This window comes from Yoonia ponticola (assembly GCF_014199395.1).
Taxonomy (GTDB): Bacteria; Pseudomonadota; Alphaproteobacteria; order Rhodobacterales; family Rhodobacteraceae; genus Yoonia; species Yoonia ponticola.
On sequence record NZ_JACIJM010000018.1, the window covers coordinates 1 to 24,837 of the forward strand.

Below are 24,837 nucleotides of genomic sequence, written 5' to 3' on the forward strand. Positions count from 1 at the left end.
ACACGAACAACGGCATGCTGTCACCGGTTGACTATGAAATGAAACAGCAGAAAATGAACAAGGCAGGCGTCTAGGAAGTTAGGGGCACCTCACACGTTGTTGGGGTCACGAGGTTAGGTTTAACGAAACACACATCCGTAGCGGACAGCCCGGTGATCGAAAAACGAACACTCTCAAACGCAGCCACCTCTATCGCTTTGGATAGTGGCCGCGCGCGGGGGCATCGACGGTCACGGGGTTTGCGGAATGCGAAAGGACCATGGCGATGAGCGTTACTTTAGAAGCTACCGGTAGCCTATATGCTTACAATGGTAGCCTACTTAGCTTGCTTGGTTTGAACGTCCTGCCAGACATTACGTCTCCTGTTTCGGGCACTATCACCGATGACGATGGTCAACTTGTCATTGGTGAAACAGGCACAACAACGGTTAGGATCGGGGCCAGTACTGTCGAGCAGCCTTTGAACTACTTGGGGTCCGGTTACGCGAATTCCTTGCTGGGGTTGTTTGGCAGTACAAATATCATGATTTTCTCAGTTGGTGCGCCCGATAGTACCCAACTGTATATCTATGCGCCTGATGGCTTTCCGGGGCTAACTGGAGTCGCTGGGTCGTTTTCGTTGGGATCCGAACCGTTTAGTATGATCGAGACCACGCCCGGAGTCGTTGATGGCACGGATGCGAGCGACACCATGAATGTTGGTTATACTGATGCTGATGGCGACCAGATAACCAATTATGCTTCTGGTGGCGTATTGTTTGGTGGGCAGTCGGGCAACGATACAATTTACGGCTACAGCGGGAATGACATAATCAATTCCGGCAGCGGTAACGACATCATCTATGGTGGTGATGATGATGACGCGATCAATGGTGGCGCAGGCGATGACATCATTTATGGCGGTGACGGCGACGATACGCTCGAAGGCGGCGAAGGCGACGATCTCGTTTTCGGCGGGGCTGGCAATGATACTTGGATTGCCGGCGGGGCAGACAGTGCTACGGATGCCGTCTACCTTGGTGTTGGCGACGATACTGCCGAGGTTGGATTTCGCACGGATGGTGACACGGAAACACTTAACGGCGGTGATGGTGAAGACACAGTTAGGTTCGACGCTACGATTGTCGACAATTTAAATCTAAGCATCATCCTGAACGATGTGGGTCCGGCTACCGTCAATTTTGGTACCGAGGTTACTAATTTTGAAAACGTGCGGGGCAACTCTAGTAGCAACACCATTACGGGTAATAATAGCGCCAACAAGCTTTGGGGCCTAGGTGGAACGGATACAATTGATGGCGGCGGCGGCAACGATCTGATCGATGGCGGCGACGGTGATGACACCATGACAGGCGGCACTGGCGACGATGTCTTTGTTTGGTCAGGTGAAAATCGCGGCAACGATATCATCACTGACTTCGGGAATGATAGCGGTGGTCCGTATAACGACACCATCACGACAAACAACGATTTCGTCGATCTGAGCGGTATCTTTAACGAAACCACACTTGACGCGTATAACAGCGCTAACGGCACCGATTTCGTGAACGCGATCGCCGCGTTGAACCACGATGTGGCCGACGGCGTCGTTAACTTTAACGGCACGGACATGACGTCCGGTCCGACCTTGACGATGACTGGCGTGACCGGCGGTTTGACCGAAGAGCAAACCGCCGTGGTGTGTTTCACGTCTGGAACCCTGATCAAAACACGCGAAGGTAACGTAGCTGTTGAGGATCTGAAGATTGATGACGAAGTTCTGACACTCGATCAAGGGTATCAGCCGATCCGTTGGATTGGGTCGCGGACTTTGTCCAAACAAGCGCTTGATGCGAACCCGAAACTGCGTCCGATCCGTATCAAGGCGGGGGCTTTGGGTAACAACATGCCCGAGCAAGATTTGATGGTATCGCCACAGCATCGCGTTCTCGCAAATTCTAAAATTGCCTCACGCATGTTCGGGGTAAACGAAATTCTCGTTGGTGCGAAACATCTTGTGCAGTTGAACGGGATCGACGTCGCGGATGATGTGACAGAGGTAGTCTATTGGCACTTTCTCTTCGAAGCGCATCAAATCGTGTTTTCGAATGGCGCTAGAACCGAGAGCCTCTATACTGGGCCAGAGGCGTTAAAATCGATCAGCCCAGAGGCACGCGAGGAAATCTATTCGATTTTTCCGGGTCTACAGGCCGATCCTGACACCAGCACAGCCGCTGTGCGACTATTGGTGCCCGGCAGACAGGCCCGCAAGTTTGCGGAACGTACAGCGCGAAACGAAAAGCTACTGTTTTCATAAGATAAAAAGACAAATCTGCGGGGTAACCAATTTCTGATTGCCTCGCAGGACACATCCCGACCATCAGGCCACCACTCACATCTAAGTTCGAAAGACCGCACTCGCGGTCGCTAGGGATTTACCCTAGGCGAACACACTATACGGTAAGAAAACCGGATAGGGGCGCATTCACGGGCATCTACCACTATCCATTCATTGATCTGAATGTCCAAAGGTACGGGCAACTCGTTAGTAATGCGTTGGTTTTTGCGTTTTAGAGCTCCCCTCTATCGATCATCGCCATTGCGCGATGCTTTCGGGAAAGCTGACGGGCTATGATCCCCTCAGCTTTGCACCCTGCGTCAGAGTTTGGTAGCACTCTGCCAAACAACTTACCGCAGTGGATTTGCGAACGCGCTTTCGCAACAGAAAGAGATCATCATGTTCTATTCCCGCTTCCTAGTCATGGTTCTGGCGTTTGCATTCCCCTTTGGAGGGATGGCGGCGGCTGATACTGTCACAGGCTCGGCAACTTTCCGCGAACGGATCATGCCGCCAGCGGATGCACGCTTTGTAGCGATCCTGTCTGACATTTCGCGCGCAGACGTGGCTGCGGTCGAGTTAGGGCGCATTGAGATCGAAAATGCGGGCGGCCCGCCTTACGCGTTCGAGATCCAATACGACCGCAGCGAAATTCAGCCGAACCACAGCTATGCGGTGCGCGCGACGCTCTGGGCTGGGGATCGCATGATGTTCACGACTGATACGGTTGCCCCCGTGCTGACGCGCGGCGCGTCGGATGAGGTTAACATCACGATGGTACGCGTTGCGTCAGAAGCCCAAAGCAATCCTGTCGCTGTCCAGCCACAAATCGGCGCACATGGTTTGCAATTGCCAGCGACGTTCGTAGGCACGCTGCCTTGCGCGGATTGTGAGGGGATCAGCTATCACCTCGACCTGTGGCCTGACCAAGGCTATCATCTGCGCCGCGAATGGCTAGGCGAGGCTGGCGGCGCAAGCGCGAATACTCAAGACGATATTGGTTTTTGGTATCTCGAAGTCGGCACGAATGCGATTGCTTTGGCCGGAGTGACTGACACGCCTGCGCAGTGGGAGGTGAAAGCACCAAACAAAATCAGACAGTTGGATATGGACAGGAACGCAATCGTATCGGATTTGCCATATGATCTAACAAGCAACGGTGGCCTTGATGAAACTGACATCGAAAAGGTTTTTATCGGTGGCATGATGACCTATATGGCAGATGCCGCAGTGTTCGAAGAATGTCGCACGGGGCGCATTTATCCAGTTGTCATGGACGGCGATTACCTCGCGTTGGAACAAGCCTACCTCACCGACCAAGCGGCCGTTGGTGCCTCGCTATACGTCAATGTCGAAGGGTCGTTTTTAATGCGCCCAGCGATGGAAGGGGAAGATCAGCGTAGCCTCGTCGTCAATCAGTTTGTTCGTACGCGACCCGGCATTACATGCGAACGGCAACGCGCCGATGCTTCGCTTACAAATACCTACTGGAAAATCGATGTCCTTGCGGTCGAAGATGTCGTCGGCCTGCCTTCTGGTGGCCGAGAAGCGCACGTCATTCTGCGTGAAAATGACGGTAGGTTTTCCACGACAGTGGGGTGCAACGGGATGTCAGGTGAATTTACGCAGCGACACGGAATGCTAAAATTTGGCCGCACAGCCGCAACAATGATGGCATGTCCGCCACCGCTGGGTGACTTGGAGCAAAGCCTTGCGCAGGCCTTAGAAGCAACGCAGTGCTACCGGATCAATGGTGAAACGTTGGTGTTTTATGGTGAAAGGGATGAGGTTCTGGCGCTCATGACGGCGGTGTATCTGTATTAAAGAACGCGACGGTGAATTTGCTAGGAGATGACGCCGCCTGAAATCACGACCTGTGGTTGGGGATTTCATAACCGCTCGAAACGGTGTTTGTGAGTGCGGCAATTACATTAAAATCAGACTTTTTCAGCGCCTAGATAAAAAAGTGATTTTCGTCTTGTTTCTCATCCAAACCCCCACTAAACGGGTCAACGGAGACGTGGCCGAGTGGTCGAAGGCGCTCCCCTGCTAAGGGAGTAGGCCCGGAAGGGTCTCGAGGGTTCGAATCCCTTCGTCTCCGCCAGAAACCCTAAATTTGTGAAACGTGCCATATGTTTAGGGCTTCTTGCGATGCTCCGGTAATGATGCAAGTCATGATCTTGACTTGTGGAACCTTGGTGCAGCGCGTTCTAACCTACCGCCGCCGCTTATCTGCTTTTACACCCGTTTCCATGCCGAACATAAACGCCTGCATGAGCGGGGGCGCTTGCGTTGCAGTTTTGGGTTGCTCGGCCGCTGCTGGCGGGCGGTGTTGCGTGGCTGGGTCGTTTGCTCCTAAGGCGATCAGGATAAGGCCCACACCGATATAGACCCCCGCGATAATAAACGCGGCCGTCGCGGGGCCTACTGTTGGCGCGAGCGCGAGCCAGCCGGATGCGGTTAGGAAGCCCACTCCGACTGTGCAGCATACAGTGCCCGCGCTGATCAGGCCCGCGCGTTTGGCGGTCCTTGCGACCTTATCCTTGATCCCAAACATCAGTTATTTCCGCGAACCAAGAAATCCGACGAGAAAACCTAGGCCTGCAGCAATGCCGAGTGCCGTTGCTGGTTGCTTTTGAACGAAATCGTTGGCTTGGTCCTGCAATTCTAGGGCGTGAATGCGCGCCGTTTCGGCCTGGTCAGCGACCTTACCGCGTGCGCTTTCCGCCGCGTGGCGTGTTGCTGCAATAGCGTCTTCGCCCTTGGCTTTACCAAAGTCGGCAATGATCTGTGTTAACTGTCCAATGTCCGCCCGCAAGGTCTCTAATTGTTCACTCACATCGGTGGCTGTTGCGCCGTTAGAGCCCGATTTGTTTGAAACATTAGCCATAGTCATTCTCCTTATTCATTTCTAACCGATCAACACATGCGAGCGTGTTTGGTTCCTTGAGTGCGAATAATAAAGTTTGGAACCACATTCAAACTCGCGGGGTTGAATTGCCAGAAAGCAGGGACCCCTCTGCGCATCAACAAAAAATCAGGAGAAGATCCATGTTATACTACGCTGTCATTTTCTTTATCGTGGCCATCGTTGCTGCGGTTTTCGGCTTTGGTGGAATCGCATCCGCGTCAGCGGGTATCGCGCAAATTCTTTTCTTTGTGTTCTTGGTCCTGTTCATCGGTACGCTGATACTGCGTGCCATACGGAGCTAAGGCGCAAGATGGGCGGAAAGGGTGCCTCTGCCTTGCGCTGCGATAGGCATTCAAAAGGCCGATGAAACTGCGTGTTTCAACGGCCTTTTGTGTCTCACGAACAATGACTTAGGTTTTTAATGTCTCAGTTGAGGCAAAGAACATCGCTTGGCTCACAGCAGATTGTACTTGTGCCTCTTGGAAAGGTTTTGAGATCAAGAAAGCCGGCTCTGGACGGTCGCCGGTCAACAACCTTTCTGGGAACGCTGTGATGAAGATCACAGGGACGTCCATGAGTTCCAGAAGGTCATTCACCGCATCTATACCAGAGGAATTATCGGCAAGTTGGATATCCGCCAAGATCAAATCTGCGTCCAGCTCGGCACCAAGCGTCAATGCTTCCTTATGGGTTCGTGCAACGCCAGTGACCTGATGACCCAAGGCGCTAACGATTTCGGACAGGTCAGCCGCGATGATCGGCTCATCTTCGATAATCATGACCCGCCCTTTAAAGCTATCGGCAAGCTCTGAATTGGCCGCTTTGATCAATCCGCGCACTTCTTCGACGTCAGTTTGCATGATCGTAGCGATGTTACTGAGGCTGAACTCTTCGACGGTGCGCAGCAATAACGCCTCGCGGGAGTTAGCTGTCAGGTTTGCAAGCAGGCCGTGTGCGCGACTGCGTAAACCTGTTTCCGGATCAGCAAAACGCTGCCCTGTGGTTGTCCAAACTGCGTGGAAGCATTTGAAAAGGTTAACTTTTATGGGGTGTTCGTTGTCGAATGGCGATCTGTCCTTGAGAATAGTTTCAAGAGTTGCGACAGTGTAGTTGTCACCACGTGACTGTGATCCGGTTAGCGCCCGCGTGTACCGTCTCAGATACGGGAGTTCGACCGCAAGAAGGTCAGAAAAGTTTGCATCGTCCATCGTGTCGTTCATATTTCGAACCTTTTTGTGAGATTTCTTGGAACCAAACGCTTGGGGACGAAGTTAGTTCCATAGGCAGTTATATATTAGCATTGAGGTACTGTACCAGAATGACAAGTCGTGATGACCCGAAGAAGTTAAAGATAGCCAGTTTTATTGACGAGAACCTCAAGCAAGTTTTCTCGGATCTCGAACGTGACCAGATGCCAGATCAGATTACTGATCTTTTGACATTGCTGCGCGCTCAGGATGATGAACTGAAAGTCAAAAAATGAGCAACTCAGACCCGAGAGATGAACTGGTAACGCACTTGCCAGCGCTAAGGGCGTTCGCGCTGAGTTTGACGCGCAACCGCGCGACTGCGGATGATATGATGCAAGACACAGTCCTCAAAGCGTGGACAAATATCGAGAAATTTAAACCAGGCACCAATATGCGGGCTTGGTTATTTACCATTCTGCGCAACAACTTTTACACCAGCCGTCGCAAGTTGAACCGCGAAGTTGCTGACGTGGATAATGTGTTTTCAGACAAGCTGTCGGTCAAACCAGATCATGATGGCCGCCTTCAAATGCGGGACTTCAAAGTTGCTTTCGAACAATTGCCTGACGAACAACGCGAGGCATTAATCTTGGTCGGGGCGTCCGGTTTCTCGTATGACGAAGCTGGCGAGATGTGTGGCGTGGCGACTGGCACAATCAAAAGTCGCGTGAACCGCGCCCGCGCACGGCTGACGGAATTGCTGGAACTTGACGACGACGAAGCGTTGGAGTTGACCGATACTGCAACCAAAGCTGTGGTTGGCGGAACAGGGATTACGTCGTGATAAAAGCGAAATGGTATAACAGTTTGCGCGTGCAAATCGTGCTGCTGTTGACGCTTGCGCTTTTTCCACTGGCAGCTGTCGCGATCTATCAAACCAACCGCGTCGAAAGTGAATCTGCACGGAATGCGGAACTGGCGCTGTTGGCTCTAACGCGCAGTGCCGCGAAGGAAGAAGAGCTGTTCATCCAACGTGCCTTGGGCGTGGCGCGGTTCTTTGGAACAGTGGTCTCGGATTTCATGGACGATCCGGTCGCGTGTAGTCGTGATCTGGAACGGTTTATTGCCAACAATAGCAACTACAGCTTCATGGGCGTCCTGCCACCTTCTGGTGTGATGACCTGCTCATCCGCTGGCGGGGAATTTGATGCGACGTCCGGCCCGTATTTTGAAGAGTTGATGAAAACGCAGCAGCGAATGATTGTTGCTAACCGTCGCGGTCCCCTTAGTCAGGAATCGATTTTCAACATTTCGGAACCTTTTCAAGTGGATGGCAAATTCGCTGGTTTCATCTCGATCTCGATCCCTCATCGCGGCATGCCGAAAGCCTCTGAGAACTTAGAGGAATTGGGGCTAATTGAGTTACTAACATTCAACTCCAACGATGAAATTCTGACCGCTCGTAATAATCTTGAAAAAGCCCAGCTAGAAATGCCCGCCGACCGGACGGTCGGCAATTTGCGTATCTTGAGTGGTCTTGCCTTTGAAGGGCAGAACCGAAACGGCGAGCGCCGAACATATACTGTCGTGCCAATCCAAGGCAGTGGCGCTACCGTGCTAGGCGTTTGGAAAACCGACGAAAGCCCGATAGGGTCGATCAGCAGTTTCGTCCAACCTGCCGTGTTCCCAATCCTGATGTGGGTGGCGAGCATGGCCGTCGCGATGTTGTCGATCTACACTTTGGTGCTGCGTCACATCACGCATCTGCGTCGCAACATGGATGAATTTGCTGAAAGCCGCAGTATCCAGACTTCGACCTACCGAGGGGCGATGCCAAACGAGCTGCAATCGCTCGCGAGAAACTTTGACCGCATGACGGACGACATCGTGCGTGAGGAAGCCGAACTCGAAGACATGGTGCGCGAAAAAAATGTGCTTATTAAAGAGGTTCATCACCGCGTCAAAAATAACCTTCAGCTGATTTCGTCGATCATGAACATGAAGATACGCGCAGCGCAGCAAGAGGAAACGAAATCGGTCCTCATGCGGCTGCAAGATCGTGTTCTTAGTCTCGCGTCCATTCACCGCGACCTTTATCAGTCACGTCATGGCGGCATGGCAAACGTAGGTGCGTTGGTTACGGATATTGTCGAAAACTCTGTGGAGGTCGCTGCGGCTAGTGACTCGTCTGTCAAAATAGATACCGACATCGATCCCGTATTGCTGTACCCAGATCAAGCCGTTCCGCTGGCGTTGCTGGTGGCTGAGGGGATGACCAATTCGCTGAAATACATCGGCAGTTCTGACGCCGAAAAGCCGTTCATTTTGGTTTCGCTGAAGCAAAATGGCGCTGAATGCGTGCTGACAATACGGAATTCAATCGGCATCGCTGCTGATGTGGAAAGCACTGGGCTAGGTACAAAGCTGATCAATGCATTCTCGGTGCAACTAGGTGGAAAAATCAGTCTCGAGGAAGAAGAGACAACCTTTACGCTGCGGCTGCATTTCATGATTGAGGAATTTGTTCCCGATGGTCGCGACTTCTGAAGCTTGATCGCGGGTCCCACGTAATTGGCTTATCAGAAGACAAAAAGAAGGCGCGCAATTCGATTTGCGCGCCTTTATCTTTTACGCAGTAGTTGCGCCTGACTTTGGGCCGGCCAAGAACCAGATAATAAAGCCAAGTATCGGCAGCACCAACACGAGCAACGTCCAGAGCACCTTAGCGCCTGTCGTCGCTGATGAACTTAGGATCGAGATGATCGCCCAGATGTTGAGCGCCAATACAATCAATCCACCAATGCCAGCATATTCCATTCTACGTCTCCTCGTTTGTGAAGTTGTTGCTAAATCAACGCGTGAACGTTGAAATTGTTCCATTGAGCGGGCATGCGCCATTGTTTGCGAATTTGCGCGACAGCCCGGAACGAATTCGTCCGTCCTGTGTTGGATCATCATTAAGGGGCGACAGACCGCCTCAAGCGTCCGGCTAAGATCAACGATCCGCCAGACGTCAACCTTTATGGAAGGAACGCGTAATGAATTGGGATCAAGTTCAAGGTAAATGGAAAGAAGTAAAAGGCAACGCCAAGGCCAAGTGGGGCGATCTGACAGACGACGACCTGACAGAAATCGACGGTAACCGCGAAGTGCTCGAAGGCAAAATTCAAGCCAAATACGGCAAGTCCAAAGAAGAAGCTAAAAAAGAAGTCGACGACTTTTTGAACTCGTCCGACGTCTGAAAGCTGTAAATTTTTCTATTGTGGCCGGTCATTGCACCGGCCACTTTTGTGTTTAGTGACCTGTTCGGTAGTGAAAATGGCGAGCCGTGGAGGACTCGAACCCCCGACCTGAGAATTAGAAGTTCCCTGCTCTAATCCAGCTGAGCTAACGGCCCGTCGCGGCTACTCCTGTATCCATACCGCTGAAATGTCAACTTGATAGCATCAATATCAGATGGGCTGACCAAGGGTGTGTGTGCATGTTAGCTACGCGGGCTGGGCAGGGCTAAAAATCTGGCCAGCGATTATGCCTCTAAATAACCGGGAACTTAAGCCGTCACGCAGCGTTGGGGTATCATCAACCGCTCTATTTGGTTTCCGAAAGATAAGACGTTCTTGTTTTCAGGCACGTAGAAAGTCAATTATGGAAGATGATATCAAGGCCCTCAGACGTGGGGTCAACACGCTTATCACGATTTCTGCGTTCGTTCTGGCCTACTTCGCTAAGGCATTAATTCTTCCTATCGTGATCGGGTTCTTGATCGCCCTCACGCTCAGTCCCATCAATCGTGCTCTGCAAAAAATCGGGATACCTGCCGCCGTTGGCGCGACGATTTTGATCATATTCGCGACCCTGGTCGTAGGCTCTGCTGGATACTTCGCAGGCGAGACCATACGCGTGTGGGCGCAAGACATCCCCAGTACTGCTGAAGAGTTGCGTGAGAAACTGAGCAGCGTCAGCAGTGCCATCGACGCCATGAAAGACGTGTCCGAAGATATCGAAGAAATGACGGCCGCCAATTCCGACGCCCCACAGCAGGCGGTTGTGGAGCAGAGCCCCATCGTGAACTCCGCGTTGTCAGTGGTGGCGGGGCTAGCGACATCGGCGGGTATTTCGTTGATATTGGCTCTTTTTCTGTTGGCGTCGGGGAATATGTTTTACGTCAAGCTGGTTCAAACCTTTAGGACGGTCAGCGAACGAAAGCGCGCACTCACAACCGTTTACGATATCGAGCGCCGCGTTTCGACGTATCTGTTGACGATCACGATGATCAACGCTGGATTGGGCGTCGTCATGACATTGGCGCTCTACGCGATGGGACTAGAGGACGCCTATGTTTGGGGCATCGCCGCGTTCTTGTTAAATTATTTACCGATTCTGGGCGGCTTGATAGGCACAGTTTTGGTCGGCGTTCACGCGATCATATATTTCGACACATTGTCATATGCGATCATGGTTCCAATTGTTTACCAAACGATTACCGCGTTTGAAGCGAATTTTGTTACGCCATATCTCGTAGGGCGGCGCATGGAAGTTAACATTGTTGCCGTGTTCCTGACCGTCGTGCTGTGGGCTTGGCTCTGGGGAATCGCGGGGGCGCTTGTTGCGGTGCCGTTCCTGCTTGTGTTTAAAGTGGTGTGCGACAATTTCACGTCGCTCAACACCTTCGGCAACTTTCTTGGCGTTGCGGAAACCGGCGAAAGGCAAATCCAGTGACGTTAGCTATTCTTGGAACGATACTTTGGCTGCTGTTGATATTCGTAGCGCTCTCTACGTTTTTACCGATGACAAAGCTGCCGTATGGCTTTGTTCAGGGGATCGGCTTTTTCCGCCTTCAGACGCTGGTGCTGACCATACTAATAGCAGTTGTCGCAATCATGTCGTTCGAGGGGGCGAACCGGATTTGGTTGGTCGCGCTCGCGGTCGTACTGACGTTGGTAAACTCTATCTATATCGCGAAATTCACGCCTATCTGGCGCGTACAATCACACAAACCTGATGGCGCGATATCAGACATAGACAAGCGGACGGTATCGATCCTCGCGAGCAACGTGAAAATGTCAAACCGCGCGTATCATCGTTTCAATCAGATGGTCCGCGAAGAAGCACCTGACATTTTGATCGTCGTGGAAGTTGACCAGCCATGGCTGGACGGTATCGAAGAAATTAAGTCCTTGTTCGCCGAGAAGATCGAAGTGCCGTTTGATACAGGATATGGCATGGCGCTGTATTCGCGTTTCCCGCTGGGGCAAGTCGACGTCGCTGAACTCGTCACCGAAGGCGTGCCGTCAATCCGGGCTGCAGTTCAACTGCCTGCGGGATCATGGTTCCGTATTTTTGCAGTGCACCCCGAACCGCCGGTCCCGAATATGGATACTAAAGGTCGAGACAGCGAAATCGCTCTTGCTGGGCTTAAAGCGCAGTCGGATTCCTTGCCCGTCGTGATTGCGGGTGATCTGAATGATGTCGCTTGGTCCACGACGACGCGCCGGTTTCAACGCCTTTCAGGCCTGTTAGACCCGCGCATCGGTCGCGGTTTTTACGCGACATTTCACGCCATGATACCTTGTTTTCGCTGGCCGCTTGATCACTTGTTTCATGACGCAAAGTTCCGGTTGCTCGACATGCGCCGCCTCGCGCCGATTGGTTCTGATCACTTTCCCATGTTTTTCTCTCTCGCGTTGACCGAGAGCGAAGGGGATAACGTTCTTCCTGAACCGCCACGAAATGGTGAGAAAGAAGAAGTAGACGAGATGATTGATGACGCGAAGGCCGAAGAACGCGCACCTATTGGGACGGAATGGGAGAAAGATTAAGCTCAATCTGGGGTGGCACTGATTGAAGGCAACAGCCTTGCTTTACACAGCTAACTCGCTTGGGAATTCAGTCGTTTCAACGCCTCTCGCTAGCAACATCGCATTTCCCCGTTCCGTGAGGTCGGTGATGAACGCGAACTGGTCACGAGGTTCGAAGGGGTAGGCCTTCACATGGTAGGTTATGCCCACGGGCGTGTTTTTCGCGACGACAATGATAGCGCGATCGAGGTTAAGGAACGGGCTGGTACGGGCCACGTCGCGCAAGCGTTCTGCAATACCATCGGTAGATTGCCCGCGCGCGACGAAAAAATCTGCGACACACATCAGCGTGCTGTCACCATCGTTCCCGTTAATAATGTTGTGGGTCCAAATGCGGTCGTGGGGGATCGTTACGATATTATCGTCCGGCGTGCGCAGTTGGAATGCCCGCATTCCGATGGTTATCACTTCACCGTAATTTTCACCGACGCGCACCCAGTCACCAAGCCGATATGGTTTTTCAAAGAGCGCAACAAGTCCGGCAATCACTGCGCTGGCTAAGTCTTTGAAGGCAAAGCCAATTGCGACACTAAGTGCTCCGGCGATCAGGACGAAATTTTGCAATGTGACGTTGAAAATCAGAGGCACCAGCCAAGTAATCACGCAAATAATCAAAAGGACACGCGTGATAGGGATCGCGTTTAATGTGCCTTGGCGCAGACCCGCAGGTAGACGTTCCGCGACAACTGGTAGGACTTTTTCTACAGCTTTAAACAGCACCCACGCCAAAATGATAACCACGATGACTTCCGAGATCACCCAGGCCGACAGCGTATTGAACAGATTAGAGAATTTATCGACCTGGTCTTCCATGAGGCGTCCTAAAGTTGATCAAGGTTAAGGCCCGCAGTCCCGAGGGCGCTGCGCATAGCGGCGTAGTGGCGCGGATTATGGCGCAGTCCGTCATCGTCGATGCTGATAAATCCTAGGGATGCCAGCGTAGTCCAGATGCCTTGGGGCAGGGGCCTCGGAAGCATGTTTTCAATCGTTTCCGAACGACAAGGCTCGTGAATAAGCAGATTTTGCAAAGCCAAGCAGATCAGGGCGTGATCATGGCTGGGCACGGACGGGCTACCCGATTGGCGCAGCCACATCGTTGCAGTGTGATCCTTGGGGGTATCTTCATCTTCAGTAGCTGCTCGGGCGTCATCAAAGAACATTTCAATCGCGCCCCACGGTACGCCTAAACTGCGTTTAGCAAGTTTGGTGAAATACGGGTCCTTTAATTCGCCGTCCTCATCGCGTTCAAAAACGGGTTCACCGGATGCCTCGGAACGAATATCAGTCAGGTTGTAGGTCTGGGAAATGGTGGGTTCCAGCAACGCGGCAAGCGCTTTGTCCGTGAAGGCAGGTGTCGTGACCTGGTTGGGGAGCGACATATCAATCGCGGTGATTGCGTTCATATACCGCCACGCCCAACTGTTGCAGCCAAAGATGACTTTGCGCTTTCGCTTGGAAAATGACCTGATCAGTGCCCGGACATTGTCGATGCTGTCATACTGGCGCAGTAAGTGTTGGCCAGACAGGTTAAAGACAACTGCATCAGCGGTCTCATCATCGGGTACGTCATCCAAGGACGTAACAATCGCTAATCCACGCAACTTCGCCCAATCCCGCAACAAATCTTGACGCATCGGCGGCGATACAAACACGCGTTGTTCAATCTTTTCGTCGGGCGTCGTTGCCCAATCCAGAAATTGGTTATCCAAACAGTTAAAGAGGATCCCTTGAAGTCGCTCATGACACGCGGCGATTAAACCTTGCTCGTGAATGGAATGCAGGTCTTCGTCCTGAATATATTCCTGCTTGGCGAGCCAAGGTATTTTTGCCGTTAAATTTTCGAAAGTATGAACCAGCGTTTGCCGCGTTTCCCCCTGCGGCCAGACATATTCGCCCAAACGTATCAGTTCGGTCGGAAAATCTGGGCTATCAGGATCAGGTTTTGACATTTGTCGTTCCAGTTTCTGTGCAATCGTTCATCGCATCGTGACACACAGTTTACACCTGTAACACTGCCAAACCCCTAAATATTGCGTAAGGGCTTCGATTTGCCGGTTGGTAGGGTTGAAACCAAATTAGTTCCATCAAAAAAAACAAAATCTATTGGGAACAGAATGCAGAGATTGGTGTTCTCTATTCGAAGCTGATGCAAACACTGCAGCGGCCATACTATAGGAGAAAGACCATGAAAAATTTTGTAGCAACTACAGCAGTAGCACTTATTCTTGGGACATCTGCATATGCTGAAGGCCACACTGGTGCGTTTTCAGATATGACATTCGACGCGGCGACAAACCTCAATGCGTCCGAGTTGATCGGGATGCGCGTCTATGCATCAGAAGCAGACTTTGATGGTGTGACCATCGCTGAAAACGGCGAAACAGAATGGGACGATATCGGCGAAATTAACGAGATCGTTCTGACACGTGACGGCGAAGTACAGTCCGTGATTGTTGGAGTTGGCGGCTTCCTTGGCATAGGCGAAAAGAACGTCGCTGTTGCAATGGACAGCATCCAGTTCGTAGCTGAAGATGGCGATGCAAACGACTACTTCTTGGTCGTTAATTCGAACCAAGTCGGTGTCGAAGAAGCGCCAGCTTACGAGTACACCACACCGATGTCCGACATGGACCACGACGGTATGGATACGGAAAATGCTGACATGGACGCCGCCGAAGTTGACGGGGCCGACGTAGATGAAGAGCGCACACCGCTGACCGCACCGATGATGGAGCGTGATGGCTACGCAACAGCCATGACCGAAGACCTGACTGCCGAAGACTTGACAGGCGCTCGTGTTTACGGCGTGAATGACGAAGATATCGGTGAGATTTCTGAACTGTTGGTAACAGCAGATGGAGCACTTGACCGCGCAATCATCGACGTAGGTGGTTTCCTTGGGTTGGGCGAAAAGCCGGTATCCGTGCCGATGGACGAATTGCAGATCATTCGTTCTGACGACGGTAGCGACCTTCGCGTCTACATCGAAAGCTCGGAAGAAGCTCTTGAAGCACAGCCTGAATACGAAGGCTAATGTCATAGAGTAGCGAGGAACTATTCACTCTCGTGATCGCCCCTCCCGTTTGTTCGGGAGGGGCTTTTCTGTTTTCGTTCTGAATTTGAGGTATCGCAACGGCTCAGGCCACACACAGCTTTGCAGGGTCTGCGTGCTCCACTTTACCAGCGCCTAAGCCATACTTTGAAATGCCACGAATTTTCACATGCAACTTGACAATCGGATATTGAACAGTACAAATTTGTCCTAACATATATTATGGAGCGCAATTGTAGATGACCCAACCGCACGCCAGCATCAACGTGACGCGCTATGTGTGGGCGCATGGGGTTGCGCAATTGTTGTTGTGGAGCGGGTTCTACTACTTACTGCCTGCGCTGTCGGCCAAGATTGCGATAGAAACTGGTTGGCCGGTTCTGAATATTTCCATCACTTATACAGGCGCGTTTCTTTTGTGGGCGATCATGGCTCCTGTCGTTGGGATGCTGATCGACAAGGGGCACGGCCGCAAAGTCATGCGCATCGGGGCTATCGTCGGTGTTGTGCTGCTGCTTGGCTTGTCTATGACATCCAATGAAACGGTGTTTAGCGTATTGGTTGTCCTGCTCGGCGCATGCATGGCCGCGACGCTTTACGATCCCTGCTTTTCCGTGATGATGTTGCGATTGAAATCTAACGGCACAAACGCAATCGCGACTGTGACCTTGATCGCAGGGTTTGCGACGCTTCTGACATTTCCGCTGGTCATTGGCTTGTCCTTAATCATGGGCTGGCAACAGATCGTGCTCGTTTTTGCTGTGCTGGCGTTCATCGGGATGTTGATCCTGCCGTCGGAAGTCGAGGCTGTCGCCAGCAAAGCCCAAACGCATAATAAACTCCCTTTAGAACGCGGCCCCGTATTGATTGCGTTGTCATTTGGATTGGCAATGATGGGGCACGCGATTTTGTTGTTTCTTCTGCCCGTCGCATTGGTCAGCGATAGTGGTGATGCGCAAAGCGGATTGCTTGCGCTGGCAATTCTCGGGCCTGCACAGATTGCAGGGCGGACGGCGTGGAAATACTACGGCGCTGCGTGGAGCCCTCGCGGGTGCGCAATATTGATGTTCGCTTTCATGTGTATTCCGGCGACGCTGATGTTGGTGGCGGGCACCGCGCAACCTATCATTTATGCAGCCCTGATCATCCAAGGCGCGTGTTACGGTGTTCACACAATTTTACGACCAAGTTTGGCGCAGCGCTATTTGCATCCCACGCATCTGGGGCGGGGCCTTGGTGCGATCGCGATGGTTGGCGTGCTGATGATGGCTGTTGGTCCTGCTGTTGGTGGTCTTGTTTGGACGAACGCGGGGCTTTCTGGGCTGATGATTGCAATCCTTGTTTTGAATGGTCTGGCGCTCGTTTTGAGCGGCATTCTGCAAATCACGCCCCCGAAAGAGGTGATAGTATGATTTCGAACGTCTCGTTTGCCGGCGGCGCTATGGCGCCATTTAACCGACGCAAAGACGGTAGTTCGTTTCGCGATTGGGCGCGTGCTGCCGTGCAAGGTGCATTAGATGATGCCAATCTAGAAGTCAGTGATATCGATGCGCTGGTCGTTGCCTCTGAAAGTGACTTCTTCACCATGCAGCTAAACCCTGCGGCCTTGCTGGCTGACGAATGCGGTTTAGTTGGTGTGGCGGCTAAACGCGTCGAAGGCGGCGGTGCGTCGGGGCATTTGGCGGTGCATGCGGGTGTAGCTGAGGTGGCTAGCGGAATGGCACGCCGGGTCTTGGTTTTGGGAGTCGAACCTTCTGCATCGCACCTAAAAGGGACAGATGTTGGCGCGCTCTACGGGCTGTCGTTCGACGCATGGACCGATGGTATGACTGGCATCGATTCAACCTCGCTGTATGCATTGTCTGCGCAGGCATTTATGGCACGGACCGGTGCGACCGTGGCGGATTTCGCGCGGATTGCAGTGCGCAACAGGGCGCATGCCTGTGCAAACGCGAATGCACATTTGCCTTTGGATATCTCTCTAGACGAGGTGACCGCCTCACCTGTGGTGGCATCACCCTACCGACGTTTGGATTGCTCGCCGCTCAGCGATGGTGCTGCAGCGATCATTCTTGCACGAACATCCGATCTTCCTGCAAGGCCGCAGGGACGAGCGCGGTTTCGCGCTGCGGTCAGCGCTGTTGACACAGTGCGTTTGGGCGAGCGCAGCGATCCGGGTTTTTTTGCAGGCAAACAACGTGCCGCGCAGCGTGCATATGCAGCTGCAGGCGTGACCGCTGCGGATATCGGCATGGCAGAGGTCTACGACAGTTACTCTGGCGCACAGCTTCAGTCACTAGAGGCTCTTGGGCTTGCAAATGGTCAAACCATAGCGGCTGAACGGGAGGATGTCTTTTCCGCGCAAGGTGCTGTGCCAGTCAATCTGTCTGGTGGCTTGTTGGGGCAGGGTGCGCCCGTCGGTGCAACCGGAGTGGCGCAGGTTTTATCTGCAGCGTTGCAACTCGAAGGGCGATACTTTGGGCAACAAGTTGCGAACGCGCCGCGCTTTGCGCTTGTGGATACCCACGGCGGTATCGCCACTTTAAACGCAGTTAGCATTCTGGAGGCCCCATGAAGCATCAACTGAAGTTGGACTATACGATCCCATTTGGTGGTCTTCAGCCTTATTTTGATGCATTGCATGATGGAAAGGCGCTTGCGAGCGCGTGTAACTCCTGCGGCTCCGTAGCGTTTCCAGCACGGACGCAATGCGGCAATTGCCGCAGTAGCGACATGAAGTGGGTGCGGCTCAACGGCACTGCGCGCGTCTTGTTTCGCACGGATGCAAGCGCTGGCAGTTTCGCGCTAGTCAAATTTGACGGGGCTGACACGTCCAGCACCGTCGCACTGGATAATCCCGAGAATGACGCGATGTTTGGCACAATTGTGGCGCCCAAAGACGGGGCACCAGGTTTGTGGCTGACGTTGGTTGATACAGAAAATGAGGAACACGATGGACGCTAAAATTTTTAACTCTTGGTCGACTGACGAGCTTGCAGGCATTGGTTTGGTGCGTAGCAACGGTGCTATTGAAATCGACATCGCGCCCGATACGAATATTTACCACATGACCGTGGGTGCTCAGATCAAAGCTGGACGTCACGATGCGCCTGCGATGATCTTTGAAAAAGCAGACGGGACGCATGCGCATTGGAGCTTTGGTGACATTGATGCGCAGGCGACTGCGTTAGCAAGTGATCTACGTGCGCGCGGATATGGTCGCGGGGATCTAATCGGGCTGCACACAGGCATGCGCCCTGAAACTGCGATTGCTCATATGGCGGTTTGCAAATTGGGGGCCACAGCAGTCACGCTCTCGCAACTCTACGGGCCAGACGCATTGGCGCATGCGCTGAACCATTGTCAGGCGAAATGTCTGATCAGTACAGAGTCGGCATGGGCACCATTGCGTGACAGCGCAGGGTCGTTGTTCCCGCATCTCGTGGATGTTCTGGTCGCAGATACAACTGGGACTGAACCGGATTTGACCGCCATCCTCGTGGCGGAAGCTGACGCAAATTTTGAGCCGGACTACACAGGCGCAGATGATGCGGCTTTGCTGATGTACACGTCTGGCTCGACCGGAATGCCAAAGGGCATTTTGCACGGGCATCGCGTTTTGGCGTCTTACAAACCTTCTATCAGCTTGTTCTTCAACCTTTCGATGGACGACGAAGATGCTGTGTTCTGGTCCCCGTCGGATTGGGCCTGGGTCGGTGGATTACTGGACATGTTGTTCCCCGCATGGATGGCGGGCTGTCCTGTTGTGACAGCCGAGGCGCGGTTTAAGGCGGCTTGGGTCTATGACTTTATGGCACGTCACAAAATTACGCATACTTTTCTAGCACCTACAGCGATTAAACGTTTGGCGGAAACAACGCACCCGCGGAACGACTACGATTTGTCTTTGCGGGTCATTTGTACGGGTGGCGAAGCATTGGCTGCTGAGACTCTGGCGTGGGCTGAACACAACTTGCAGGTGGTCTGTAACGAATTTTACGGCATGACAGAGGTTAACCACCTGATCGGCAATTGCGCGGCCTTATATCCACGTCGTCCCGGGTCTATGGGCGTGGCTTACCCTGGGCATGACGTGCGCTTGGTTGATGCTGACGGCAATGACGTTGCTGACGGTGAGCAGGGCGAAATCGTAACACCCGCAACTGCACCGACACGGTATCTGGGATATCTTAATAACGCGGAAAAGGACGCCGAACTGATGTTTGGTGATTTTATGCGCACTAACGACTTGGCTGTACGCGATGCGGATGGGTATTTCTGGTACAAAGGGCGGTCTGACGACCTGATCAAATCATCTGGGTTCCGGATGGGCCCCGCCGAGATCGAAGAATGCTTGTTGGCGCATGCCGCAGTCGCCGAAGTTGGCGTGATTGGCAAGCCAGATGCGGATCGCGGCAGTATCGTCAAAGCGTTCATTCGTTTGACTGTCGGAGTTGCAGGTGATGATGCGTTGGTCGCTGAGTTGAAAACGCATGTGCGCGAAAAGCTTGCGCCATACAAATCGCCTCGCGAAATCGAATTTGTCGAAGATTTTGAAATGACGTCGTCAGGTAAGATAAACCGTCGCGCCCTGCGTGCACGTGAAATGATCTGAGATGGTGGTTGACCTGCGATATTTGTTAGTACTAATATGTATTAACATATTTTGACTGTGGGAGGCATGATGAAATTTGGTATCCATACAGGGCTCTGGATGAAAACCTGGGCCGACGATCCTGCTCCGATTTTTAAAATCGCGGCTGACATCGGGTTTGATGGGGTAGAGCTATCCCTTCTTGGTGTCGGCAAGGATCGTGCAGAGTTGATTGGGCAGCAGGCGGCAGATTGCGGCTTGGAGCTAACCTGCTCGACGGGGCTTGGTCCAGAAGATGATCCAACGTCAGCGGATGCAGCTGTACGAGCTCGTGCCGTTGCCAAACTGACCGAAGCCATCGAAATCACCCAAATGCTGGGATCGCGCGGACTTGCTGGTGTGGTCGCCGCACCTTGGGGCGTTTTTGACCCAGCCAACAAGGTTGCACGTGCTGAGCGTGCCGCGCAAACACTCGGCGCTTTGGGTGGTGTTCTGGCTGATGCTGGCGTGACTTTGGGTATCGAAGGTTTGAACCGCTTTGAAAGCGATTTGACATCTACAGCCGCCGAAACCTGCGCAATTGCGCGGGCAACCGGTTCTGCCCACATCGGTGTTTTGCTCGATAGCTTCCACATGAATATCGAAGAGAAAAACCCGCCAGCGGCCTTGCGCGCGGCGGGTGATACTTTGGTCCATTATCACATATCCGACAATGATCGCGGTGTGCCCGGTAGTGGTCGCTACGATTTCGCAGCAGATGCCGCCGCCCTGCGTGACATTGGCTATGACGGCTGGGTTGTGGCGGAAATGTTTGTGATGGCGGGCAACCCTGCCAGCGCCGACTTGAACATCTGGCGCGATATCGAACCAGACCCGACGCAGGCCGCAATCCAGACTTTGAAGTATATGAAAAGAGGTTTTTGGTCATGCTGACTGAGCAGTACTTTACCCGACTACACGCGACATTCACTGACCAGATGGTGCACCTCAATACGCTGGATGCGGCGATTGGTGACGGTGATCACGGAACAACGATGCTGCGCGGCTTGACCAAAGCGGCTGCGGCAGCCGATGGACTTCGTGCCAAAGCATTTATGCGCGCATCTGGTGGTGCATCTGGGACGTTGTTCGGTTTGATCTTGATCGCGATCGAAACGCACTTGGAAGCCGGCGCTGATTTGGCCGATGGCCTGCAAACCGCTTGCGACAGAATCTGCGATTTAGGCGAGGTCAAGGTTGGCGATAAAAGCATGGTCGACGCGCTGGCTCCTGCCGTAATCGCATTGCAAAACGGCGACCTGAACGCGGCTATAGCCGCCGCCGCAACTGGCCGCGACAGCACAATGCCGCTGGTCGCGCGACGCGGTCGGTCACAATACGTCGAAGAGGGTGGCAAAGGGCATATCGACCCTGGCTCTGTATCTGTTGTGATCTTTTTGGAAATTCTAAAAGAGGTCGAGGGCACCGCATGAAAAAGCTGTTTAACACCGCTGAGACAATGGTCGACGATATGCTGGACGGCTTTGTCAGTGCCTATCCGCAGGTCAAACGCGGCAAACGCGATCCACGGGTGATTGTGCGTGATGCCAACGCAAAAAACGCGGATGAAAAGGTGACGCTATTGATCGGCAACGGCTCTGGTCATGAACCCATCGCAATGGGGTTTGTCGGCCAAGGGTTGCTGGACGCCAATGTGGTCGGCGATGTTTTCGCTGCACCCTCGGCTGATCTGATCCTTGACGGTATCGCCGAAGTGAACGGTAAGGCTGGCACGATCCTGCTGATCTCGCAGCACTCGGGCGATATGATCAATGGCCGTGCGGGTACGATGATGGCGCAGGACGAAGGTATCAATGTCCTGCATCTGCCAATGTACGACGATATTTCCGCCGCACCGCCGGACCGCAAAAAAGATCGCCGTGGCGCGCCGGGCACGATGTTTATCTACAAAATTCTTGGGGCCGCCGCCGAAGAAGGCATGCCCCTGGCCGAGCTGTTTGATTTGGGCGAAGCTGTCCGCGACCGCATCGTGACCTTGGGCGCTGCTGTGTCTCCGGGTGTGTCGCCATTGACGGGCCAACCGATGTTTAGCCTGCCTGATGACGAGATTTTCCTTGGCATGGGTGTGCATGGCGAACCGGGTGTGGGCCGTGTCAAAGTCGGCCCAGTCGCCGAACTGGTTGATCTGATGGTCGACAAGTTGCTGGCGGATCGCCCGATTGCCGCAGGTGGCCGTGCTTGCGTGATTATCAACGGCATGGGCGGCACCACGATGATGGAACAGCTTACGATCTGGAACGAAACACGCGATAAACTCGCACGCCACGACATCACCGCGATTGCCCCGATGATTGGCAGCTATGTCACGACCCAAGAAATGGGCGGTTTCTCGATTTCTTTACTAGAGCCGACAGACGAGATGCTGACCTATTGGTGCGCGCCTTCTGACACTCCTTCTTTCCCTAAAATCCATGATGCCCAAAAGGAAACAACCTCATGAGCAAAGATATTTTTAAGTTCGATGGCACAGTTTTTGGCGTCGCAGTCGACCAAGGCAGCGGATTGGAAGCAGCGATAAAAGAAGCACGCGGCGCAGACTCGCAAGACGACGACCTGCTGCAGTTCAAGCGCATTGTGGTCGAAACGCTGAGCCCTGATGCGACAACTTTGCTGGTCGATTCCACATTCGGGCGCGATTTGCTGCCGCATTACGACGCCCAATGTACCAAGATGCTGGCGTTCGAGGCTGACGTCTACAAAATCACCGACGAAGACCGGATCACCGCGTTGCCGAGCAATCTAGAGGTGTCTGATTTTCCTGATCTTGACGCCAAAATCCTGAAATTCTTTTTATACTACGGTCCAAACGATTCAGCCGCGTTGAACCAGCGCAAATTCGATCTGGTCGAGAATATCGGCCAACGATGCCGCGATAACGGGGTGGCGTATCTGTTTGAGCCCATTGTCTATGACCGCGCAATCCCAGACGGCACATCGGCAGAATTTGCGGCGGTGAAACCTGAATTGGTACGCGCTGCGACGCAGGCTTTTGCTGATCCGAAATTCGGCATTGATATTCTCAAGGTCGAAATCCCCGTTAACTTTAACTTTGTAGAGGGCACAGGAACGCCGCAGATGTCACGCGCTGACGCGGAACGTGCATTTGTGACGGCGGCAGAGGCTGCGGGTGATATTCCGCTGCTGTATCTCAGTGCGGGCGTTACGTTTGAACAATTTCGCGACGCATTGAAATTTGCACGCGGCGCTGGTGTGAACCCGCTTGGTTTTATGTGTGGGCGTGCGATCTGGAACGATGCGATTGGCGTGTTTGGCGCACAAGGCCCTGCTGGAATGGAAGAATGGATGCGCAGCACAGGGCGTGACCGTTTGGCTAAACTAAAGGACGCAATCGCATGAAATTGTTAGACCTTCACAAAGACGTCGCAGCATTTCTAGAAAAGCCGCAAGGCTTGCGGATCGGCAATGATCGCGTTGAGACATCAAAATTATTGGATGTGATCGACCCGTCGTTTGATACGCAGGCAGCACAGGTATCACTGGGGACTGCGGCAAACATTGACGACGCTGTTTCGGCGGCCCGTGCGGCGCTGTCCGGTCCTTGGGGTACGATGACAGCCCATGATCGCGGTCAACTTTTGTGGAAACTGGCCGATGCAATCGAAGATCGAAAACAGATTTTCGGCGAGTTGGATGCGATTGATAACGGCAAGCCAATGCATGTGGCCCGTGATGTGGATGCTGTCTATTCAGCACGTCATTTCCGTTATTTTGCTGGCTGGCCTAGCAAGATCGAAGGGCGCACAATTCCGGTTTCTTCACCGGACAAGATGAACTTTACCAAGGTAGAGCCAGTTGGTGTATGCGGGTTGATCACGCCGTGGAACTATCCGACGCTGATGGTTGCGTGGAAACTCGCGCCTGCCTTGGCAGCGGGCAATACGATTGTTTTGAAACCAGCGGAACAGACACCTTTGTCGGCCTTGTACCTTGCGGACTTAGCATTGGAAGTCGGTTTCCCTCCGGGTGTTTTGAACGTAGTTCCCGGCTTTGGATCGGACGCAGGTGCGGCGCTGGCCGGACATGCAGGTGTGGACAAAGTCGGCTTTACAGGCTCGACTGAAACGGGTCGCCGGATCGTCGAAGGTTCTGTTGGAAACTTGAAAAAAGTGTCGCTAGAACTAGGCGGTAAAGCGGCGAACATCTTGTTTGCGGATGCCGATCTGGACAAAGCGATTGCTGGCTCTTTCTGGGCGTTGTTCGGCAATAACGGCCAATCTTGTACGGCAGGTGCGCGTCTGTTTGTGCATCGGTCAATCAAGGAACAAGTGGTTGAACGACTGGCCGAGATGGCCAATGCGCTGTCTGTTGGTCCGGGTATGGATGCCTCGCCACATGATCTTGGCCCCGTGATTTCGCGGCCGCAAATGGACAAAGTTTTGGGTTACATCGAAGCTGGTCGTGCAGAAGGTGCCGAGGTCGTTGCTGGCGGTGCTCAGCGTGGCGAAGACGGTTATTTCGTTGCGCCGACTGTGATGCAGTCCGTCACGGATGACATGACGATTGCGCGCGAGGAAATCTTTGGGCCTGTGCTGTGCATCTTGGACTTTGACGACGAAAACGAAGTGATTGCACGTGCCAATGACACCGATTTCGGGTTGGCCGCTGGCGGGTGGACCCAAGACCTCGCGCGTGCGTTGCGTCTGGCCGACAAGCTACAGGCGGGCACTTTGTGGCTCAATACTTGGGGCGATACCGACGCGGCATCACCTTTCGGCGGCATGAAGCAAAGCGGATATGGGCGTGAAATGGGTGCCGAAGCGATATCGTTGTACTCGCAAACCAAAAGTATCTGGCTCGGATAGACAATTTCTGATTTGATAAGATCAATTGAACT

The 24,837-nt window shown here is 53.1% G+C and carries 25 protein-coding genes and 2 tRNA genes; 20 read left to right on the plus strand and 7 right to left on the minus strand.

Translation table 11 applies throughout. From position 1 onward, the window contains the following. Positions 1-265: 265 nt before the first annotated feature. The 3 genes from FHS72_RS17765 to FHS72_RS17775 all read left to right on the plus strand — a co-directional run bounded on the left by FHS72_RS17765 (position 266) and on the right by FHS72_RS17775 (position 4,421). Positions 266-2,296 (plus strand): Hint domain-containing protein, encoded by a 2,031-nt coding sequence (locus FHS72_RS17765; protein ID WP_183531084.1) that lies wholly within the window; start codon positions 266-268, stop codon positions 2,294-2,296. Between the two features lie 420 nt (positions 2,297-2,716). Next, positions 2,717-4,141 (plus strand): YbaY family lipoprotein, encoded by a 1,425-nt coding sequence (locus FHS72_RS17770; RefSeq protein WP_183531085.1) that lies wholly within the window; start codon positions 2,717-2,719, stop codon positions 4,139-4,141. Between the two features lie 190 nt (positions 4,142-4,331). Next, positions 4,332-4,421: transfer RNA gene (locus tag FHS72_RS17775), tRNA-Ser, on the plus strand. A gap of 111 nt (positions 4,422-4,532) precedes the next feature. Here the strand turns inward: FHS72_RS17775 and FHS72_RS17780 are convergent. After that, positions 4,533-4,874 carry a phage holin family protein gene (locus FHS72_RS17780; protein ID WP_183531086.1) on the minus strand — a complete coding sequence of 114 codons (342 nt, stop codon included), beginning with the start codon at positions 4,872-4,874 and terminating at the stop codon, positions 4,533-4,535. Positions 4,875-4,877: 3 nt separating this feature from the next. Then, positions 4,878-5,207, minus strand: coding sequence for an ElaB/YgaM/YqjD family protein (locus FHS72_RS17785; protein WP_183531087.1), 330 nt, complete (start codon positions 5,205-5,207; stop codon positions 4,878-4,880). Between the two features lie 161 nt (positions 5,208-5,368). Between FHS72_RS17785 and FHS72_RS17790 the strand changes: the two genes are divergently transcribed. After that, positions 5,369-5,530, plus strand: coding sequence for a DUF1328 domain-containing protein (locus FHS72_RS17790; protein ID WP_183531088.1), 162 nt, complete (start codon positions 5,369-5,371; stop codon positions 5,528-5,530). Between the two features lie 108 nt (positions 5,531-5,638). Here the strand turns inward: FHS72_RS17790 and FHS72_RS17795 are convergent, their stop codons facing one another. Continuing rightward, positions 5,639-6,448 (minus strand): response regulator, encoded by an 810-nt coding sequence (locus FHS72_RS17795; RefSeq protein ID WP_183531089.1) that lies wholly within the window; start codon positions 6,446-6,448, stop codon positions 5,639-5,641. Between the two features lie 98 nt (positions 6,449-6,546). On the opposite strand from FHS72_RS17795, the gene FHS72_RS17800 reads away from it, so the two are divergent. From FHS72_RS17800 to FHS72_RS18640, 3 genes are read left to right on the plus strand one after another with little or no spacing between them, the layout of a single operon-like run. Beyond that, a complete protein-coding gene (locus tag FHS72_RS17800; protein ID WP_183531090.1) occupies positions 6,547-6,711 on the plus strand; it encodes a NepR family anti-sigma factor in 165 nt (54 codons plus the stop codon). Continuing rightward, positions 6,708-7,262 (plus strand): RNA polymerase sigma factor, encoded by a 555-nt coding sequence (locus FHS72_RS17805; protein WP_183531091.1) that lies wholly within the window; start codon positions 6,708-6,710, stop codon positions 7,260-7,262. Before FHS72_RS17800 ends, FHS72_RS17805 begins: the two co-directional genes overlap by 4 nt. Next, a complete protein-coding gene (locus FHS72_RS18640) occupies positions 7,259-8,965 on the plus strand; it encodes a histidine kinase dimerization/phosphoacceptor domain -containing protein (RefSeq protein ID WP_183531092.1) in 1,707 nt (568 codons plus the stop codon). The genes FHS72_RS17805 and FHS72_RS18640 overlap by 4 nt, the downstream gene beginning before the upstream one ends. An 81-nt stretch (positions 8,966-9,046) precedes the next feature. Here FHS72_RS18640 and FHS72_RS17815 read toward each other — a convergent pair whose 3' ends face one another. Continuing rightward, a complete protein-coding gene (locus FHS72_RS17815; protein WP_183531093.1) occupies positions 9,047-9,235 on the minus strand; it encodes a PLDc N-terminal domain-containing protein in 189 nt (62 codons plus the stop codon). Positions 9,236-9,456: 221 nt separating this feature from the next. Here FHS72_RS17815 and FHS72_RS17820 point away from each other — a divergent pair, with 221 nt between their 5' ends. Then, positions 9,457-9,660 carry a CsbD family protein gene (locus FHS72_RS17820; RefSeq protein ID WP_183531094.1) on the plus strand — a complete coding sequence of 68 codons (204 nt, stop codon included), beginning with the start codon at positions 9,457-9,459 and terminating at the stop codon, positions 9,658-9,660. 77 nt (positions 9,661-9,737) lie between these two features. Here the strand turns inward: FHS72_RS17820 and FHS72_RS17825 are convergent. Further along, positions 9,738-9,815 (minus strand) — tRNA-Arg (locus FHS72_RS17825). Positions 9,816-10,063: 248 nt separating this feature from the next. On the opposite strand from FHS72_RS17825, the gene FHS72_RS17830 reads away from it, so the two are divergent. After that, positions 10,064-11,137, plus strand: a complete 1,074-nt coding sequence (locus tag FHS72_RS17830) for an AI-2E family transporter (protein WP_183531095.1) — start codon at positions 10,064-10,066, stop codon at positions 11,135-11,137. Then, complete coding sequence (locus FHS72_RS17835; protein WP_343042716.1) at positions 11,134-12,237, plus strand: endonuclease/exonuclease/phosphatase family protein; 1,104 nt, start codon at positions 11,134-11,136, stop codon at positions 12,235-12,237. Before FHS72_RS17830 ends, FHS72_RS17835 begins: the two co-directional genes overlap by 4 nt. 42 nt (positions 12,238-12,279) lie before the next feature. Here the strand turns inward: FHS72_RS17835 and FHS72_RS17840 are convergent, their stop codons facing one another. Next, a complete protein-coding gene (locus tag FHS72_RS17840; RefSeq protein ID WP_183531096.1) occupies positions 12,280-13,089 on the minus strand; it encodes a mechanosensitive ion channel family protein in 810 nt (269 codons plus the stop codon). Between the two features lie 8 nt (positions 13,090-13,097). Next, the gene (locus FHS72_RS17845) at positions 13,098-14,225 is read right to left on the minus strand and encodes a hypothetical protein (RefSeq protein ID WP_183531097.1); all 1,128 of its coding nucleotides are present in this window, start codon (positions 14,223-14,225) and stop codon (positions 13,098-13,100) included. Between the two features lie 236 nt (positions 14,226-14,461). Here FHS72_RS17845 and FHS72_RS17850 point away from each other — a divergent pair, with 236 nt between their 5' ends. The 10 genes from FHS72_RS17850 to FHS72_RS17895 all read left to right on the plus strand — a co-directional run bounded on the left by FHS72_RS17850 (position 14,462) and on the right by FHS72_RS17895 (position 24,805). After that, positions 14,462-15,310 (plus strand): PRC-barrel domain-containing protein, encoded by an 849-nt coding sequence (locus tag FHS72_RS17850; protein WP_183531098.1) that lies wholly within the window; start codon positions 14,462-14,464, stop codon positions 15,308-15,310. A 257-nt stretch (positions 15,311-15,567) separates the two neighbouring features. Then, the gene (locus FHS72_RS17855) at positions 15,568-16,740 is read left to right on the plus strand and encodes an MFS transporter (protein WP_183531099.1); all 1,173 of its coding nucleotides are present in this window, start codon (positions 15,568-15,570) and stop codon (positions 16,738-16,740) included. Then, a complete protein-coding gene (locus tag FHS72_RS17860) occupies positions 16,737-17,903 on the plus strand; it encodes a thiolase family protein (protein WP_183531100.1) in 1,167 nt (388 codons plus the stop codon). Before FHS72_RS17855 ends, FHS72_RS17860 begins: the two co-directional genes overlap by 4 nt. Then, entirely contained in the window at positions 17,900-18,292 is a 393-nt protein-coding gene (locus tag FHS72_RS17865) for a Zn-ribbon domain-containing OB-fold protein (RefSeq protein WP_183531101.1), read from the plus strand. The genes FHS72_RS17860 and FHS72_RS17865 overlap by 4 nt, the downstream gene beginning before the upstream one ends. Beyond that, a complete protein-coding gene (locus tag FHS72_RS17870; RefSeq protein ID WP_183531102.1) occupies positions 18,282-19,943 on the plus strand; it encodes an acetate--CoA ligase in 1,662 nt (553 codons plus the stop codon). The genes FHS72_RS17865 and FHS72_RS17870 overlap by 11 nt, the downstream gene beginning before the upstream one ends. A 99-nt stretch (positions 19,944-20,042) precedes the next feature. Next, entirely contained in the window at positions 20,043-20,855 is an 813-nt protein-coding gene (locus FHS72_RS17875; protein ID WP_221235476.1) for a sugar phosphate isomerase/epimerase family protein, read from the plus strand. Next, entirely contained in the window at positions 20,849-21,394 is a 546-nt protein-coding gene (locus tag FHS72_RS17880; RefSeq protein ID WP_183531104.1) for a DAK2 domain-containing protein, read from the plus strand. The genes FHS72_RS17875 and FHS72_RS17880 overlap by 7 nt, the downstream gene beginning before the upstream one ends. Further along, positions 21,391-22,422, plus strand: a complete 1,032-nt coding sequence (locus tag FHS72_RS17885) for a dihydroxyacetone kinase subunit DhaK (protein ID WP_183531105.1) — start codon at positions 21,391-21,393, stop codon at positions 22,420-22,422. Before FHS72_RS17880 ends, FHS72_RS17885 begins: the two co-directional genes overlap by 4 nt. Continuing rightward, a complete protein-coding gene (locus FHS72_RS17890) occupies positions 22,419-23,339 on the plus strand; it encodes a tagatose 1,6-diphosphate aldolase (RefSeq protein WP_183531106.1) in 921 nt (306 codons plus the stop codon). The genes FHS72_RS17885 and FHS72_RS17890 overlap by 4 nt, the downstream gene beginning before the upstream one ends. Continuing rightward, a complete protein-coding gene (locus FHS72_RS17895) occupies positions 23,336-24,805 on the plus strand; it encodes an aldehyde dehydrogenase family protein (RefSeq protein ID WP_183531107.1) in 1,470 nt (489 codons plus the stop codon). The genes FHS72_RS17890 and FHS72_RS17895 overlap by 4 nt, the downstream gene beginning before the upstream one ends. Positions 24,806-24,837 lie beyond the last annotated feature (32 nt).